This window comes from Paenibacillus sp. GCM10027627 (assembly GCF_042675505.1).
GTDB lineage: Bacteria > Bacillota > Bacilli > Paenibacillales > Paenibacillaceae > Pristimantibacillus.
This window is the reverse complement of the sequence record NZ_JBHTHB010000001.1, coordinates 1608754-1625001: the sequence shown is the minus strand read 5'-3', so window position 1 is coordinate 1625001 and position 16248 is coordinate 1608754. Positions and strand designations below refer to the sequence as shown.

The 16248-nt window shown below is 48.4% G+C and carries 15 protein-coding genes; 10 read left to right on the top strand and 5 right to left on the bottom strand.

What is annotated here, in order from left to right; genetic code table 11:
- Positions 1 to 126, top strand: a 126-nt coding sequence (locus ACFQZE_RS08005) for an IS3 family transposase (RefSeq protein WP_379355559.1), incomplete at its 5' end; no start/stop codon positions are given.
- A gap of 129 nt (positions 127 to 255) precedes the next feature.
- Here the strand turns inward: ACFQZE_RS08005 and ACFQZE_RS08000 are convergent.
- On the bottom strand, positions 256 to 3378 hold the full coding sequence (locus tag ACFQZE_RS08000) for a transglycosylase domain-containing protein (RefSeq protein WP_379355421.1): 3123 nt from the start codon (positions 3376 to 3378) through the stop codon (positions 256 to 258).
- A 287-nt stretch (positions 3379 to 3665) separates the two neighbouring features.
- Here ACFQZE_RS08000 and ACFQZE_RS07995 point away from each other — a divergent pair, with 287 nt between their 5' ends.
- Both ACFQZE_RS07995 and ACFQZE_RS07990 read left to right on the top strand, forming a co-directional pair.
- A complete protein-coding gene (locus tag ACFQZE_RS07995; protein ID WP_379355419.1) occupies positions 3666 to 4199 on the top strand; it encodes an NfeD family membrane protein in 534 nt (177 codons plus the stop codon).
- A gap of 23 nt (positions 4200 to 4222) precedes the next feature.
- Positions 4223 to 5812 (top strand): flotillin lipid rafts scaffold protein FloT, encoded by a 1590-nt coding sequence (locus ACFQZE_RS07990; protein ID WP_379355417.1) that lies wholly within the window; start codon positions 4223 to 4225, stop codon positions 5810 to 5812.
- Between the two features lie 66 nt (positions 5813 to 5878).
- Here the strand turns inward: ACFQZE_RS07990 and rpsD are convergent, their stop codons facing one another.
- Complete coding sequence (gene rpsD, locus ACFQZE_RS07985; RefSeq protein ID WP_379355414.1) at positions 5879 to 6478, bottom strand: 30S ribosomal protein S4; 600 nt, start codon at positions 6476 to 6478, stop codon at positions 5879 to 5881.
- 360 nt (positions 6479 to 6838) lie between these two features.
- Here rpsD and ACFQZE_RS07980 point away from each other — a divergent pair, with 360 nt between their 5' ends.
- From ACFQZE_RS07980 to ACFQZE_RS07955, 6 genes are all read left to right on the top strand, one after another.
- Positions 6839 to 8740 (top strand): sensor domain-containing diguanylate cyclase, encoded by a 1902-nt coding sequence (locus ACFQZE_RS07980; protein ID WP_379355412.1) that lies wholly within the window; start codon positions 6839 to 6841, stop codon positions 8738 to 8740.
- A 230-nt stretch (positions 8741 to 8970) separates the two neighbouring features.
- Positions 8971 to 9684 carry a hypothetical protein gene (locus ACFQZE_RS07975; RefSeq protein ID WP_379355410.1) on the top strand — a complete coding sequence of 238 codons (714 nt, stop codon included), beginning with the start codon at positions 8971 to 8973 and terminating at the stop codon, positions 9682 to 9684.
- Positions 9685 to 9776: 92 nt separating this feature from the next.
- The gene (locus ACFQZE_RS07970) at positions 9777 to 10892 is read left to right on the top strand and encodes an aminopeptidase (protein WP_379355408.1); all 1116 of its coding nucleotides are present in this window, start codon (positions 9777 to 9779) and stop codon (positions 10890 to 10892) included.
- 106 nt (positions 10893 to 10998) lie between these two features.
- A complete protein-coding gene (locus ACFQZE_RS07965; RefSeq protein WP_379355406.1) occupies positions 10999 to 11241 on the top strand; it encodes an HPr family phosphocarrier protein in 243 nt (80 codons plus the stop codon).
- Between the two features lie 137 nt (positions 11242 to 11378).
- A complete protein-coding gene (locus tag ACFQZE_RS07960; protein ID WP_379355404.1) occupies positions 11379 to 11672 on the top strand; it encodes an Fpa/YlaN family protein in 294 nt (97 codons plus the stop codon).
- 142 nt (positions 11673 to 11814) lie between these two features.
- Entirely contained in the window at positions 11815 to 12195 is a 381-nt protein-coding gene (locus ACFQZE_RS07955; protein WP_379355402.1) for an Asp23/Gls24 family envelope stress response protein, read from the top strand.
- A 42-nt stretch (positions 12196 to 12237) separates the two neighbouring features.
- On the opposite strand, the gene ftsW is transcribed toward ACFQZE_RS07955, so the two are convergent.
- Positions 12238 to 13404, bottom strand: a complete 1167-nt coding sequence (ftsW, locus tag ACFQZE_RS07950; RefSeq protein ID WP_379355400.1) for a putative lipid II flippase FtsW — start codon at positions 13402 to 13404, stop codon at positions 12238 to 12240.
- A gap of 9 nt (positions 13405 to 13413) precedes the next feature.
- The gene (locus ACFQZE_RS07945) at positions 13414 to 13758 is read right to left on the bottom strand and encodes a YugN family protein (RefSeq protein ID WP_379355398.1); all 345 of its coding nucleotides are present in this window, start codon (positions 13756 to 13758) and stop codon (positions 13414 to 13416) included.
- Positions 13759 to 14033: 275 nt separating this feature from the next.
- Here ACFQZE_RS07945 and ACFQZE_RS07940 point away from each other — a divergent pair, with 275 nt between their 5' ends.
- The gene (locus ACFQZE_RS07940; protein ID WP_379355396.1) at positions 14034 to 15227 is read left to right on the top strand and encodes an amidohydrolase; all 1194 of its coding nucleotides are present in this window, start codon (positions 14034 to 14036) and stop codon (positions 15225 to 15227) included.
- A gap of 138 nt (positions 15228 to 15365) precedes the next feature.
- Here the strand turns inward: ACFQZE_RS07940 and ACFQZE_RS07935 are convergent, their stop codons facing one another.
- Positions 15366 to 16217, bottom strand: coding sequence for a thermonuclease family protein (locus ACFQZE_RS07935; protein ID WP_379355394.1), 852 nt, complete (start codon positions 16215 to 16217; stop codon positions 15366 to 15368).
- Positions 16218 to 16248: the final 31 nt, after the last annotated feature.

Genomic DNA, 16248 nt, shown 5'->3' with positions numbered 1-16248 from the left:
ACTTGCACAACGACGGCAATCGTTGTACAAACGATTCAAGCGTACATTCTTTACTATAACTCAATTCGTATTCAAGCGAAACTAAATAACCAGTCGCCGATTGAATATCGGCAACTGGCTATCTAGAATAGAATTAGGTGTTTTGATCCCTGTCTCATTAACGGGGGTCAGTTCCGAGGGGCATAAGCTTTTTTACCTGTTATATGGCTTAGCTGTTTTCCTTTGCTTGGTTGCCGGTACAGCCCGGCTGGCAGCTTAATGCTGCGCGGATGCTTTAGCGGAAGGGAGCGATATCCCGGCGCTGTTTTCCGCTGTCACTTGATAGCTGCCCGATTCCGAACCTAGCGGTATTAAATGCTCAAAGCTCGTTTGAGAGGTTGAAGCTATTTTGACATAGTTGCCATCGTTGCCCGCACTGTAATACACATGGTATTGCACCACCTGATCCGAGATCGGGTTGGCCGACCAACTGATCACAACGCTAAGCTCGGATCCTGCTGCATGCACACCCGTAGGAGCGGAAGGAGCCGTTTGCGTTTCGCTTCCGTTATTGCCGTTGCCTTCGGACCCGTTGCCATTGCCGCCTGTTTCACCGCCTGGAAGGCCGGGAATTTCCGGTACTTCCGGTACGATCGGCGTAGTACCGTAGCTGACGATAGGTCCTGGAGTAGATTCCTTGCCCACTACATCGACGGCTGCCACGTAGAAGTTGCTTGCTTCCAGGTTAGATGCCTTAATGCTGAACTTGTATTCGTCGCCGAGCAAAATAGAGTCGCCTACTTTGGCATATGGACCTTGGTTGACCGAACGATACAAACGATATCCGACAATATCCGGAGATTTGCTGTCCGTAAATGTAATGGTCAAATTGCCGTTAGCGGATGACGCTTGTAGCTTGACATTGCTTGGCTGCGCTGGAAGAGCTCCGTCATCGGCCCTTGGATCGACCTTGGAAGGCGCGTCATTAGCGGCATCTGCCGGCAAATACATTTCAAGTGGCCGCCTATTTTTTCCAGGTAGCCTCGATTGTGCGGCTTTAATTTCGTCCATCAGCACATCAAGCGGTTTCTTACGTTTGACTACGATTTTTTCTTTGAGCATGTCTGCGGGAGTCAATTCATTCGGTACGTAGTTGATTCCTTCATACGTAATATATTTCATATTGACCAGTGAATCGTCTCTTTTCTTCGGCAAAAACTGCTTGTTGAACCAGTCCGTAACGAGCATGCCGGAAGAGCGGGTCAGTTCGGTCGGCAGCAAACCGCTGGCACTGGAGACGGTCGCTCTAACAATGCCGTCAGGCTTTGAAAACTGTTTCGTCACGAACAGCCCCGGCTTTTTGTCTGTCAGCTCGTTCATAATCTCTGTCCAGATGAGTCGGGCGCGCGAGCGGCCGTTGTTGGACAAGGAATTGACTTGTTGCTCATATCCAGCCCATACGCCGAGGGTTACGTCGGGAGTAAAGCCCATAAACCAAACGTCGCCGTAGCTTTGGGTAGTGCCTGTTTTGCCGGCAACCGGAATTTTTCCGTATTGCTTGAACTGTTTTGTAATCGGGTTGCCTGTTCCTCTTTTGTCTGAAATAACGGTTTTCAGCATATCTGTCATAAGGAACGCCGTTTGCTCGGAAAAAACTTGCTTTGGCTGAGCTTTATGCTCATAGATGATTTTTCCGTCAGCATCGGTAATTTTTTCGATCATGTATGCGTCTTGGAACACGCCGTTGTTTGGAATGGCTCCGTATGCATTTGTCATTTCTTCTACGGAAACACCAAGCCGCAGTCCGCCGATTACTCCTGTTTGAGCATAGGCATCCTCAGGCTGAAGCGTTGTAATCCCAAGCTTTTTTACAAATTCCCATGAGCTTGCAATCGTTACATCATCATTAAAAATTTTCAGTGCAGGCAAGTTGAGCGAGCGGTTAAGCGCATCGCGGGCGGTCACAAGTCCTGAAAATTTATTGGTGACGTTCATCGGGATATGATAGCCCTTTTGACCGTCGCGCATTACAATGGGAGCATCGTCAATAATGCTGGCCGGCTGAATAATGCCTTTGTCAATGGCTGGCAAGAAAGCCGCCAGCGGCTTCATAGCGGAGCCGGGCTGACGAATCATTTGGGTAGCAAAGTTCATTTGCTCCTCGTAGAAGTCGCGGCCTTCCAGCATGCCGATAATGGCGCCTGTTTTATGGTCCAGTATGACGCCGGCAATTTGCTCGATGCCTTTCGTTTGACTGTACGGCGTAAAGTTGTCTTCGTCGCTGGCGACTTCGCGCATAATGTTGTAGACGTCTTTGTCGATCGTCGTATGCACATGATAGCCGCCGCGCAGCAGCTGCTCTCTGGCTTCCTCAATAAGATGGGCGTTTTCTTTGAGGCGCAGCGCTTCTTTTGTGAGGCTAGGGTCATTCTGCATGAGCAGCACTTCGGCTGCCTGTCTTTCTGCCTCTAGCATCAAATAAGGGTATGTTGAGTATGCCTTTTCGCTTGGAGGCGCAATCGACGATTTAATGTCGAACTTAACGGCCTCATCATATTCCTGCTTCGTAATTCGTCCCGTCTCCAGCATGCGGGAGAGAACGAACTGCTGGCGTTTCATCGCTCGTTCAAAGCCGGCTTCATTAAATTTACCGGACCCCGTAAACGCGGTATACAGGGATGGCAGCTGCGGCAATCCAGCCAAATAAGCGGACTGGGCAACATTTAGCTTTGACAGGTCCGTTACGCCGAAAATGCCTTTTGCGGCGGCTTTGATGCCGAATACTTGATAACCGTTCGAGCCGTTGCCAAACGGCATTTTGTTTAAGTAAGCTGCCAATATTTCTTCCTTCGTTAAGTAACGCTCCATGCGCAGCGACAAAAAGATTTCTTTAATTTTGCGGCTGTCGGTGCGGTCGAGGTTTAGAAACACTCTTCGGGCAAGCTGTTGAGTCAGCGTGCTTCCGCCTGTTTGCGTATCTTCGTTAAAAAGCTTTTGCTTGACGGCACGGCCGAGGCCGTTGATGTCAACGCCTTCATGGTTGTAAAAGTTGTTGTCTTCCGTGGCCAACAAAGCGTTGATGACCGATTGCGGAATTTCCTCATACTTGACGACGATTCGATCCTCGTCCGTTCTTAATTGCCCGACGAGCGACTCGTCGTTGAAGTAGACATAGCCTGTCATGGAATATTCCCCGACTTTTTCCTGAATGACGGACTGGGGTCTAACTTCTTCATCTTTAACGAGAGCGGCTACATAACCAGTCACGGCTCCCCCTGCCAGCAAACCAAAAAATATGCCAAAATAAACAATCCACTTTACCGTTATAAGCGATACCAGTCCAAAAAATCGCCACTTGCTATACTTTTCCGGCGGCGATGATTGACGTTCCTCTTGCATCTCGATAACTCCCCTTCCAAAATAGCATACTTATTATAGCATAAATCACCATTCGGTACATGCTCTACTTAGTGTCCTCTGGCGCTCTGAACCGTTTTGTTCCGCTAATGCCATCCTTTAGACGACCGAAGGTGCCGAAAAGTTTTGTAAAAGTAAAACGACGCTATTTATGTTAAAAAACTTAACTAAGAAACGAATTGTTCGGATAGTGGAAACTTATTTTTGCAATTAACGTAATAACAGTAGGAAAAGATGGTACTTATTGGATTATGGCGGAGGGGAAGAAGATGGATACTTTGTTTATGGCCTGTTTAATCGGAGGAATTCTGTATGCCGTCGTCAGCGTTATTTTTGGAGATTGGCTCAGCCAGGCTTTGGACGGGGTTCTCGATTTTTTGTCCATTGACGGGCCTGCTTTTTTGCAGCCAATGACGCTAGTGGGCGGTATTACAGTATTTGGCGGGGCGGGGCTGCTTATGAGCAAATATAGCGGTTTAAGCGGTGCCTTGGTGTTGTTGTTCGCCTTTCTGATTGCTGTTGTCGCCAGCATAGCCGTCTTCTTTCTTTATGTAAAGCCGATGGAGAACAGCGAAAATTCAATTGCATTTTCCATTCGGTCGCTAGAAGGCTCGCTGGGAGAGGTGATTGTCCCTATTCCGGAGTCAGGATACGGCGAAGTGCTGGTTAAAGTAGGGGCGGGCTTTACCAATCAGATCGCATCCAGTTTTGACAAGCGCACGATACCCGCAGGAGCGAGAATTGTCGTGGTTGAAGTCGTAGACGGCGTTCTCCAAGTATCCGAAGTAAACTTGTCTATTTAAATTCAGAGAGGAGAATGTGGAAAATGCAAGACTTTTTAATCATTCCTATTATTGTAGTTGGGGTGCTTGTTGTGCTGGGCCTCGCATTTTGGGCGCGGTACAAAACGGTCAGTCCGGACGAAGCGATGTTAGTAACGGGTTCCTTCTTGGGGAGCCGCAATTCCTTGGTGGACGAATCGGGGAGGAAAGTGAAGATCATTAGAGGCGGAGGCGCATTTATTCTCCCCATTTTCCAGAAAGCCGAATACTTGTCATTGCTCTCTCATAAGCTTGACGTCTCCACCCCGGAAGTGTATACGGAACAAGGGGTTCCTGTAATGGCCGACGGTGTTGCGATTATTAAAATAGGCGGAGCGACAGAGGACGTGGCAACGGCGGCGGAGCAGTTTTTGGGCAAACCGACGGAAGCGCTCAAAGGCGAGGCGCAAGAAGTGCTGGAGGGTCACCTTAGAGCGATCTTGGGCTCCATGACGGTGGAGGAGGTTTACCGCAACCGCGACAAGTTTGCTCAGGAAGTGCAGGGCGTTGCCGCCAAAGATTTAAAAAAGATGGGTTTGCAAATCGTATCTTTTACCATCAAGGATCTTCGCGATAAACATGGCTATTTGGATGCGCTCGGCAAGCCACGGATTGCAGCAGTTAAGCGCGATGCCGAGATTGCTGAGGCCGAAGCGGTCCGCGACGCCAGAATTCAAAAGGCGCTTGCCGAGGAGGCAGGGCAAAAGGCGGAGCTGCTCAGAGATACGAACGTAGCGGAAGCAGAAAAGGATAAGGAAATGAAGGTCGCCTCCTTCAAACGTGATCAAGATACGGCGAAGGCGGAAGCGGATCAAGCGTATTCCATTCAAGAAGCGCGCGCGAAGCAAAGCGTCGTCGAGGAGCAGATGAAAGTCGAGCTGGTCCGCAAGGAGAGGGAAATCGATCTGGAGGCCAAAGAAATATTGCGCCGCGAAAAGCAATATGACGCGGAAGTGAAGAAAAAAGCCGACGCAGACCGTTATGCTGTAGAACAAGCGGCTGAAGCGAATAAAGCGAAGGAGCTGCGCGAGGCGGATGCCATGCAGTACCGGATTGAAGCAGAGGCGAAAGCGCAGGCGGAGCAAAAGCGGCTTGACGGACTCGCTATCGCGGAAGCGGAGCGGGCCAAAGGAACGGCTGAAGCGGAAGTAATCAGGCTGCGCGGTTTGGCGGAGGCGGAGGCCAAGGAAAAGCTTGCCGAAGCGTTCGCAAAATTTGGCGAGGCGGCTGTATTGGATATTATCGTGAAAATGCTTCCTGAGCTGGCAGGAAAAGTGGCGGAGCCGATCAGCTCCATCGATAAGCTGACCGTTGTGGATACCGGAAACGGGGAAGGAGCGGCAAGACTAAGCAATTACGTTACTTCATTAATGTCAACAGCGCCTGAAATGTTGAAAAGCGTGTCCGGCATTGATGTAAACAGCCTTATTAAAGGGTTGACGTCGAAAGTTGTTTCTCCGGCGCAGCCGCAAGCGATTGTTCATGCGGCAGCGGCGGTTCAAGGAGCAGCCAGTCAAGGGGCAGTAACCCTCCAAAGCCCCCCTAAAGCGCCAAGCGGTCCCGCCGATCCTCCATTATTTTCGCTAAACGATTAGAACGAACAGACAAAAATAACGAAAAAAAAACCTTGAACCAAAAGTTCAAGGTTTTTTCCATTACAATTAACGGCTGTAGAACTCGACGATTTGTTTCTCATCGATTTCTTGGCTAAGCTCGGAGCGGTCTGGCAGGCGAACGTACTTGCCTTCCATTGCTTGCTCGCTGAACTCAAGGTAGTTCGGAATGTGATTGCGGCCTTCAAGAGCCTCTTTGATCGTTTTCAAGCCGCGGCTGCGCTCGCGCAGGCCGATTACGTCGCCAACGGAAACCGAGTAGGAAGCGATGTCGACTTTTTTGCCGTTTACAGTCACGTGACCGTGAGCAACTAGTTGACGTGCGCCAGCACGGGAGTTGGAAAGAGCAAGACGGTAAACCAGGTTGTCCAAACGGCTTTCAAGGAGAGCCATGAAGTTTTCACCGGCTTTACCTTTCATTTTTGCCGCTTTGTCGTACAAGTTGCGGAATTGCTTTTCGTTCATGCCATACATGTGGCGAAGCTTTTGCTTCTCTTGCAATTGAACGCCGTAGCCGCTCATTTTTCTGCGTTGGTTAGGGCCGTGTTGTCCCGGAGGGAAAGGGCGTTTCAAGTCTTTGCCAGTTCCGCTAAGGGAAATGCCTAGGCGGCGGCTCAATTTAAATTTAGGTCCTGTGTAACGTGACATGTGTCTTGTTAACTCCTTCATCAAAGTAAATTTTGAGAATGGGGTTGTGTTGCGCGGAAAAACGTTCAGCGAATGGGTAACCCATTCCTGCCAAGCACATCAGCCGCAGGCCAGGCAGCGAACGAAATTCCTGAGGGTGACACAAAACCGTACGCCCATGTTTTCAACTATTAATATTATATGAGATATATAAAAAAAGTCAAGATGATTCAAAGGGAGCGAGCGGTTCCAGTCATTCCGCAAAAAAGCGCCTAAAGTCCTATAAATTATGGAAACGATAGTGCAATATTCTTAAAAATGAAGTATGATGATAAAAAAGAAGTTGTCCCCGGCATTCACTTGGAAAGGGTTAGGTGCTGCATGGTTAAGGAATGGAAGAAGGAACATCCCATTTGGTTTGCCGCAGAAGATATTCAAGATGCGGACGAGCCCTACTTACCGGCTCTTCTGAAGGAAAGCTTCCTTCAATGGAGACAGGAGGCATCGGGGCTAGCTTCTTTCCACACGGGACAATTCGGGATTTATGGAAGAGACGGACAATGCTACAGTGCTGAAGGCAAGTTTATAGAGGGGATCGGCGAGGAGCCTCTGCATTCTGGTTTGAGCAAAGTTGTTGAATCCGTATTCGAAGGTCAGGAAGTTGGCGCGGATTTTATAGGTAATATAGGCATGAAGGCGGTGCCGATCAAGCGGCGGTATGACGGCAAGGTGTTTGCGGCATTTGTATTTGTCGCACAGACCGGCCGTTCCATTAGCGATGAGGGTCTGGAAGCTAGCGCTCTTCATTTTCGCAGCTGTTTTTACCGCTGTTTTGAAGGGCTTTACGTAAAAGATATTATAAACCATCAAGAACGGACGGACAGGGAAGCAAACCGGAGAGACGCCTTGTTTCAAGCGGCGAAGAGGCTTTACGACCAGATAGACGCCACTTCGGTTTTGTCGGAGATGCTGCATAGTCTGGAAACTCTTTACCCCAGTTCTGAAGTTTTTTTGTATTTGTCGCAAGATTATGTGGACGGAGACCCGCGGGTGAAGCCGCTTGTATTTAAAAATACGGCTCACGATATCGTAGCGCAAGCGTTTTTGGACGGCAAGCCGGCGATGGAGCAGGATCGGGACGGCACGATTCGGCTTGCAGTGCCAATGACTGGCAAGCAGGCGGCATACGGGGTGCTTTGCATTTCAATAGCAGCTGAGAAATGGGATGAGTCGGATTTGCCCGCTTTTTCGCTGCTGGCGGATACGGCAGGTTCCGCTTTTGAAAATGCCAAGCTGTACGAGCAATCCAATTTGCTTATTAACGAGCTGCGGCTTATTAATGAAATGACGAAGCGGCTCAATCAATCGCTGCGGCTGAAAGAAATTTTTCAGTTCGCGACAAGCGAGCTGTTGACCATTTTTGAAGCGGATTATTGCTGCGTACTGCAACTTGACAAAGAAATCAATCAATTTATCGTCAAGTCAAGCAATATTCCGGCTATGGCCAGCGAACATTTTTCGCCGGAATACGGCTTTTGCGGAATGATTTACCGGACGAAGGAGCCGCTCATCATATCGGATTACTGGAATACGCGTGTTGTTACATCCAAGCTGATGGACAATACAGGCTCCCGGTCGCTCATTGCAGCACCGATTTTTGTAGACGGCGAAGTGGTTGGAGTCATTCTGGTCACGCATAAAATACCTAACTTTTTCTCATACGATAATTATAAGCTGCTGCAAGTGATGAGCACTCATATCGGATTAGCCGTTACGAACGCCTCCCTGCACGCGGAAGTGCGCAGAATGGTCATTACGGACAATTTAACAGGGCTTCATGCACGGCATTATTTAAATGAACAGATTCAAAGCCGCCAGCGCAAGGATAAGTTCGGCTCATTGATCCTAGTCGATATCGATTATTTCAAAAGGATCAACGATACCTATGGCCATCAAGTGGGAGACCGGATATTAATTCAAGTGAGTCAAATTATCCAGACTTCCATCAGACACGGCGATATTGCGGCGAGATGGGGCGGCGAGGAGCTTGCTGTTTATTTGCCCGGCATCCGAACGGAGCAGGCATTGCGTATTGCTGAGCGAATTCGGGTCCAAGTGGCGGAAGAAACTAGTCCTAGAGTGACCGTTTCCTGCGGAGTTTCGGAATGGACGTTTGAAAATGAGAAGATTAGCGTAGAGTCGTTGTTTTATCGTGCCGATATGGCCTTATACGAAGCCAAACATAAAGGAAGAAACCGAATTATTGTCGGAGAGCTTGCATAAGGGCATAGAGGCTAATACAAAACAAAATTTTGTTAGCAGCGCCTTTCAAAAACATTATCTTATTATGAGGTTACGAATAAAGACGTCCAACTGGGCGTCTTTTTTGCTGTTTCCGCAATGGAAGGGTCCGGGAATAATACAAGACCTGATTAGAGAGGCTAGAGACTAAGACCAAAAAGTGCCGCAAAACGGCGGAGCCGGCTATATGGCGAGAACAAAGGGGAGATTTTATGAAACGATGGTGTTATGGAAAAGGTGTGTCGCTCTTGCTGGTTTTAACCGTGCTGCTTGCAGGATGTACAAGCCTTGGCAAACGCTCGCCGGAAGAGTGGCTGTCCTTGTCCTATTCAGGCCTTGCGGCTATGGATCAATATGCCTTTTCGGGTTCGATGAGCATTGGGGTGGAGAATGGGGTTGTCATTAAGCCGCAAATGTTCGATGGAAAAGTGGTTAACCATAAACAGCTTACTATTCAATCCGATAAATCGGAACCTTTGAACTGGAACCCGGTAGAGGTGCTTAAGTCGTTGTCAAATACACATGAGTCGGTCGAGATTGTGGCGGATGGCGAGCTTGATCCCAGCGGGGCCGAGACGCTCACGCTTCGCGTGCAGGAGCAGTCTGGCGTGTCCAAGGAGCGCTGGAGCCGAATGCTGAAAGGTCAGATGGAGCAACTTGGCCTACAGCAGACTCAGAGGGGCGCAGGGGCTGCTGGAGCTGAAAAGTCAAAGCTGTTGAAGAACGCTTCAAATGAATTGAACGAGATGTTAAATACTCTCGAAGTTCAGACTCAATACGATATTGTCATCGATAAGAGAAAGTTGGTTCCGCTAAAGGTCGAGGAAAAAGCAAACTTTTTATATCATCGAAAAGAGAAGCAGGTAAAAGAGTTTCGGCATGCGCTTGTCCGTTTTCAATCGTTTGATGGAGCGGCAAAGCCGTAGAAGCAGTGCAATAAAACGCTTTTTTATGATAGGATATAGGGAAGTGTTAGAGGCCATCTAGCATGACATAAGAAGAAGGAGAAGATTTCATTATGCGCGATCCTAGATTAAAAAAGCTGGCACAAAATTTGGTCCAATATTCGATTGACGTTCAGCCCGGAGAAAACATTCTTATCGAAGTGATCGGTTTCGAAAACGAATTGGCCAAATGTTTGATCGAAGAAGTAGCCGCCCGCGGAGGCCGGCCGTTTCTTGAGATGAGCGATCGTTCCGTTCTTCGGACGCAGCTGATACATGCGACAAAAGAGCAAATTGAGCTGCTAGCCGCACTCGAATTGGAAAAAATGAAAAATATGCAAGGATACATTGGAGTTCGCTCCGGAGACAACGCCAATGAGCTGGCGGATGTACCAGAAGCCAATATGAAGCTGTACCAAAAGCTTTACGTTACTCCCGTACATATGGAACAACGCGTCAAAAAAACAAAATGGGTCGTGCTTCGTTATCCGAGCCCTTCCATGGCTCAGCTCGCTAACAAAAGCACGGAAGCTTTCGAAAACTTTTATTTCGACGTGTGCAACCTGGACTATGCAAAGATGGAGAAAGCGCAAGACCCGCTCAAAGCGCTTATGGACCGTACCGATAAAGTGAGAATTACGGCACCAGGCACCGATTTGACGTTTTCCATCAAAGGTATCGGCTCCAAAAAATGCTGCGGACACCGCAATATTCCTGACGGTGAAGTGTTCTCTGCTCCTGTCCGCGATTCCGTTCAAGGCACGATCACGTACAACGCTCCAAGCGTATATTCCGGCGTTTCGTTCCAAAATATTTCGTTTACTTTTGAAAATGGTAAAATCGTCAAAGCGGTGAGCAACGATACGGCGCGCTTGAACGAAATTTTGGATACGGACGAAGGCTCGCGTTATATCGGCGAGTTTGCGATCGGCTTTAACCCGCATATTTTGCATCCGATGAACGATATTTTGTTTGACGAAAAGATTGCGGGCAGCCTTCATTTTACGCCTGGACAAGCCTATGAGGATACGGATAACGGAAATCGTTCTTCCGTGCATTGGGATCTGGTTCTAATCCAGCGCCCGGAATACGGCGGCGGCGAAATTTATTTCGACGATGTGCTGATTCGCAAAGACGGCATTTTTGTCATTCCGGAGCTGGAAGGGCTTAATCCCGATCATTTGAAATAATTGCAAATAAAGCGTTTTTTTCTGCATACCTCTTGAACGATGTTAGCTTTTTAGGGTATCATGGTGACAGAGGAAAGCTTTACTAATCTATCTGGAGGGATTCCCCATGTCTAATAACGCGGCTATTGTAGAAATTTCCCAAGCGGCGAGCCAATTCACATCTTCCATCGTATTACAGGCTGAAAGCAAATACATCGACGTCAAAAGTATTCTAGGACTGTTTACGACGTTGGTGGGAAGCCATTCTTACGAGCTGCATGTGCATGGTCCCGATGCGGAAGAAGCTAAGAAAAAGATGGCGGAAGTTTTCGCTAAACATGATTTGAATGTTACGGTTATTTCGGATTAATCTATTTTTGTAGAGTAGATAAGCGCTTCTTCCCTTGCGGGAGGAGGCGCTTTCTGTTTTGTCCTTGTGTATTCCCTACTTTTCGTCTAATATAAAGGGTATAGAAGTTGGCGGAAACGCGCACAGGGGGGAGAAGAATGTCTGCACCGGAAGTTACGGATCTTTTGCATGAGAGAGCACTTCGTCTTCTTCAGGACGACGCGAGCAAGATAGAGAAGCTGATCGAAGTACAGATGGCAAACTTGACGACTCGTCAATGTCCGTTGTATGAAGAGGTTTTGGATACTCAGATGTACGGTTTTTCGCGAGAGGTTGACTTTGCTGTTCGGGCCGGATTGTTGAACGAGCCTACGGGCAAAGATATTATAAACAAGCTGGAGCGTAACTTGGCCGTATTGTACGAAGCATTGGACCGCAAAGCCAAAGGGTAGTCTCATCGACGGGACTGCTCTTTTTTTGTCGAAAAAAGGAATGAAATCCCGTAGAAAAATGAGGAACGACAGGGGGGCGCCTTGCTTCATGCCGCCTGTTCTATTACAATAAACATATATGGCAAATTGAGGAGTGGATAACATGACCGAAGAACTTCAAACTGGAATTATCCGTATTTCTGACGATGTAGTAGCTACGATCGCGGGACTTGCTGCACTCGAGACGCCAGGCATTGCAGCTATGTCGGGCGGCATTTCGGAAGGGTTAGCCAAGCGCCTTAGCGGTAAAAACGTACAAAAGGGAGTATCTGTGGAAGTTGGCCAATTGGAAGCGGCCATTGATCTACGCATTATCGTCCACTACGGTATCCCGATACAAGAGGTTTGTCGCCAGCTGCAGCTAAATGTTCGTGAATCCGTTGAAAATATGACAGGGCTTCAAGTAGTGGAAGTAAACGTTAAAGTCGAAGGCGTTGCTTTTAAAGAGGAAGAGCAGGAAGAGCCTCAGCAACGGTTGAAATAGGTTCAAAAAAAGGCGTTTTCCGCATTGCGGAAAGCGCCTTTTTTATTTCGATTTGGTCGTCGTTTTATCCGGCCGATTATACTCTCGCGATATGCTTAGCAAGATGCCCATACACATGAGACATACGAGCAGTGACGAGCCGCCATAGCTAATCAGCGGAAGGGTGACACCGGTAATGGGGATGGTCGCCGTAACGCCTCCGATATTAATGAAGGCCTGTATCGCAAACAAACCGACAATGCCGACACCTACAACCGTTCCGTATAGATCGGGGCAGCGCAAGGCAACAATCAATCCCCTCCATAAGAACAGAAGGTAAAAGAGAAGAAACAAGGCGCTTCCGATAAATCCAAATTCCTCACCGATAATAGAAAAGATAAAGTCGTTGTAAGGATAGGTTAAATAATGAAGCTTCTGTACGCTTTCACCAAAGCCAGCTCCCGTCAACCCCCCGTGTCCTAGCGCTTGCAAGGACGAAATGAGCTGTAGCGCACCGTCTTGAGCATTGCCGATCGGGTCCATATACGAGGTGAACCTCGCAATACGGTATTGCCAAGGTTTGGGGTTAATAGCCATCGAAATGCTGACCATCACCGTTACGGCAACCGCTGCGATGGAACCTGCGAAAAAAACTTGTTTTAGGTTTGCGCCGCCTGCAAAAATCATAATGGCCGCACATGACGCTAGAACAAGGGTCGATCCCAAATCCGGCTGCATCATGATAAGTCCGCAAATAAAGCAGATGACAATGAGAACGGGCAAAAGCCCTTTTTTGAAGTCGCGGAAGTTCTCGCCTTTTTTAGTAATTAGCGCACCCAAGTACAAAATGATCGCCAGTTTAGCCGGTTCCGTCGGTTGGATCCCGAGCGAACCTACCCCAAACCAGCTTCGCGCTCCGTTGATTTCTTCACTGACAAACGGAACGAGAATAAGCATCACGAGCACCGGGAGCAGCAGCAGCACATACGCTTTTTTGAAAATTTGATAACGAAGGTTCATTAGAAAAAACATGACAAAAATACTGAGGCCAGCCCAAGCGAGCTGGCGTTTTGTAAAGTAGAGAGCATCGTTCCCGAACTTGGGTGACACGACCGTGACGCTTGAGCTGGCGCTGAACACCATGACGAGTCCGAAGCCTACAAGCAGGAGCGTCATGATGAGAAGAAGAAAGTCCGGCCTTCCCCGACTGGCATTCTGCTTAGCTTTCATATAGGCCTATTAAACGAGCTGCTGCTTAAGTTGCTCAAGTCGTTGGGTAGCCGTCTCCATAATATGTTTTGGGACTGGAGATTCGTACTCCATGCCATGCGGGAAAGTGGCGCGGCCGATATATACGGCTTCAATGCTCAGAACCGCATGTGCAGTTTCCAGCTTTCCTTCTACTGCACGAGTGTTGATGCGCAGAAAATATTCGTTGTTGCTCTGGCGGTCAACCAGCTTCAAATCGTATGTAGCGCGATAATATTCCCATTGCCAACGGACAAAACCGACTTTGTCGGCTGCATCGTCCAAATGGCTAAGTTCACTCTTAACACCATTCAAACCGGAGTTTTCAATAATCATTTCAGTTCCTCCCAAATTCACAAGACATAGTTGTACATTCTTTACTCATGATAGTATGTTTCCCCAGTCAGCGCAAGCCTTACTCCGAGTTGTCCCGGCGAAGTTCATGACATTTCTGAGAATGTTTTAAAGCGCCTTCAATTCGGCTCTATATATATTCGACACGGCTTTGCTAAAGGCCTTTTATTAAGTCTTCCATTAAAGAAGGCTCTTCTGCTAAACTAGAACAAACCGAAAACGTGGAAATTAGGAGAAAAATGGGAGGTTTGACTTAGATGGGGATTTCATTACCAGCGGATCAAATGCTGAATGAGCGATATCCGGATATGGTGCGCTGGCGCAGGCATCTTCATCAATATCCCGAAATATCGTTTCAGGAGTCGAAGACGTCGGAGTGGATTGCAGAGCGGTTAGAGGAAATAGGCTGTGACATTCAAACGGGCGTAGGCGGTTATGGGATCGTAGCGACGATTAAAGGTGAATTGCCGGGCCCAACGGTTGCTCTGAGAGCGGATATGGACGGCTTGCCGATTCAGGATGAAAAAAATTGCGAATACGCTTCAAAAGTGCCCGGCATTATGCATGCATGCGGCCATGACGGCCATACGGCCTCTTTGCTAGCTGTGGCGGACTACTACTGTAATAACCGCAGCGGACTGTCCGGGGAGCGCAGACTGCTGTTTCAGCCCGCAGAAGAAGTGACACCTGGCGGAGCTATCGAAATGATTAAAGACGGCGCGCTGGACGGTGTGGACGTAGTATACGGAGTGCATTTGTGGACTCCGCTGCCTTATGGCAGCTTAGCCTCCAAAGGCGGCCCATTTATGAGCTCTGCGGATGAGTTTACGATAGAGATTGAAGGCAAGGGGGGGCACGGTGGACTTCCGCATACAACGATCGATGCGATTGCGGTCGGGGCGGCGCTTGTGCAGTCCATTCAAACGATTGTCAGCCGCAATGTCAATCCGCTGCATCCCGCTGTCGTCACGATCGGCTCCTTTCAGGCGGGGACGACCAACAACATCATTGCGGAGAAATGTTGGCTGAAAGGAACGGTTCGCTCTTTTGACGAAACAACCCGCTTTATGATACATGACCGGCTGGAGGCGTTGATTCGCCACACATGCGAAATGTTTGGAGCCGGCCATGCCTTTCATATGAGAGTAGGATATCCGCCTGTCGTAAACGATGAGCGGGAAGCGGAACGTTTTTTTGATGTGGCGGAGTCGCTAGTGGGAGAGGAGCGTGTTGTGCGCGCTGAGGCGATCACGGTGGCGGAAGACTTTTCTTATTATTTGGAGCGGAAGCCCGGATGCTTTATGTTTGTAGGCGCGGGGAACGCGGAATTGGGGGCGTCCTTCTCGCATCATCATCCGAAATTCGATATCGATGAGCGCGCTATGCTGCTTTCGGCCCGATTGCTCATTGGAATGGCCGAACATTATGCGTCCACTTACGCAAACAATTAAAGCATTTAGGATGGCAAGTTAATTTGATTTGAGACTGGATCATGAAAAACGGCCAATCCAAAGCTGTCAAAGCGGCGGCATGACAAAGATGACTTTCGATTAAATCGAAAGTCATCTTTTTTCTATATGCTGTTTATTTTATTTGTCTTCCCATAAAGCGACCAGGTCATTGTTTTCATTGTATAATTCCGCCGGATCCGGTTCATTGTTATTCCAGACGTTTTCCGCTTCCCATACAAACATGGGCACGTCGTTTTCCAGTTTGGCCGAATCTCCTGAGGAAATAACGAGCTGTTGTCCCCCTTGCAGGTTGTAGGACTTAAAGGTGAACGTCTGATTTCCGCGCACGCTGACGATTTTCCATCCATTCAATTGGATGGAATCCGATGTGGTATTAGTTAGGGTTACTTTTTCGCCGATTTTGTCCACTTCAATAGATACGCCAACAGACATTGCGGTTTTGACAGGGACATCCGTTTGACTCGTTTCTTCACCGGAGCTCCACAACCCCAGCTTGTCATTTTTCGCTTTTTGCTCAAGTCCCTTGTATACGTTTTCCATTTTTACGTTAGGTTCAACGATCATCAGCTTGGCAAGTCCTTCTTGCAGCAGCAGCTCGTTCAAAATGCGGCCGTCCTTCAGCTCAACAAGCGCAAGCGTGCGGTTGTACTGATCTCTCAAACCTTTGTCGAAGGTTAGCCGTACCTCTTTCGAACCGTCGAGCAGCTGCTTCGTAAACTGCGACGCTTCGGGGCCGTAAGGCTCTACATCCGAATTAGGCTTGACCGTTTCCGGCGTGTCGATGTAAAGCAACCGTATGGTGGTATCTTGATCATCAATTTTTATTTTAAAGGTATCTCCGTCAACCGTATCCGAAACCGGGTACCAAGTGCCAGATTTCACCTCGGGTGTATCCGCTACGGAAGCCGAGGAGCAGCCAGCCAGCAAAACGGCAAATGCCCATATATATATAAACCGAAATGGTTTCATTTGATGTTGTTCCTCCAGGCTCAAAATGAAA

Excerpts from the sequence above, each read along its gene's own strand:
- ACFQZE_RS08000 (WP_379355421.1), bottom strand. The coding sequence starts at position 3,378 with ATGCAAGAGGAACGTCAATCATCGCCGCCGGAAAAGTATAGCAAGTGG.
- ACFQZE_RS07995 (WP_379355419.1), top strand. The coding sequence starts at position 3,666 with ATGGATACTTTGTTTATGGCCTGTTTAATCGGAGGAATTCTGTATGCC.
- ACFQZE_RS07990 (WP_379355417.1), top strand. The coding sequence starts at position 4,223 with ATGCAAGACTTTTTAATCATTCCTATTATTGTAGTTGGGGTGCTTGTT.
- rpsD (WP_379355414.1), bottom strand. The coding sequence starts at position 6,478 with ATGTCACGTTACACAGGACCTAAATTTAAATTGAGCCGCCGCCTAGGC.
- ACFQZE_RS07980 (WP_379355412.1), top strand. The coding sequence starts at position 6,839 with ATGGTTAAGGAATGGAAGAAGGAACATCCCATTTGGTTTGCCGCAGAA.
- ACFQZE_RS07975 (WP_379355410.1), top strand. The coding sequence starts at position 8,971 with ATGAAACGATGGTGTTATGGAAAAGGTGTGTCGCTCTTGCTGGTTTTA.
- ACFQZE_RS07970 (WP_379355408.1), top strand. The coding sequence starts at position 9,777 with ATGCGCGATCCTAGATTAAAAAAGCTGGCACAAAATTTGGTCCAATAT.
- ACFQZE_RS07965 (WP_379355406.1), top strand. The coding sequence starts at position 10,999 with ATGTCTAATAACGCGGCTATTGTAGAAATTTCCCAAGCGGCGAGCCAA.
- ACFQZE_RS07960 (WP_379355404.1), top strand. The coding sequence starts at position 11,379 with ATGTCTGCACCGGAAGTTACGGATCTTTTGCATGAGAGAGCACTTCGT.
- ACFQZE_RS07955 (WP_379355402.1), top strand. The coding sequence starts at position 11,815 with ATGACCGAAGAACTTCAAACTGGAATTATCCGTATTTCTGACGATGTA.
- ftsW (WP_379355400.1), bottom strand. The coding sequence starts at position 13,404 with ATGAAAGCTAAGCAGAATGCCAGTCGGGGAAGGCCGGACTTTCTTCTT.
- ACFQZE_RS07945 (WP_379355398.1), bottom strand. The coding sequence starts at position 13,758 with ATGATTATTGAAAACTCCGGTTTGAATGGTGTTAAGAGTGAACTTAGC.
- ACFQZE_RS07940 (WP_379355396.1), top strand. The coding sequence starts at position 14,034 with ATGGGGATTTCATTACCAGCGGATCAAATGCTGAATGAGCGATATCCG.
- ACFQZE_RS07935 (WP_379355394.1), bottom strand. The coding sequence starts at position 16,217 with ATGAAACCATTTCGGTTTATATATATATGGGCATTTGCCGTTTTGCTG.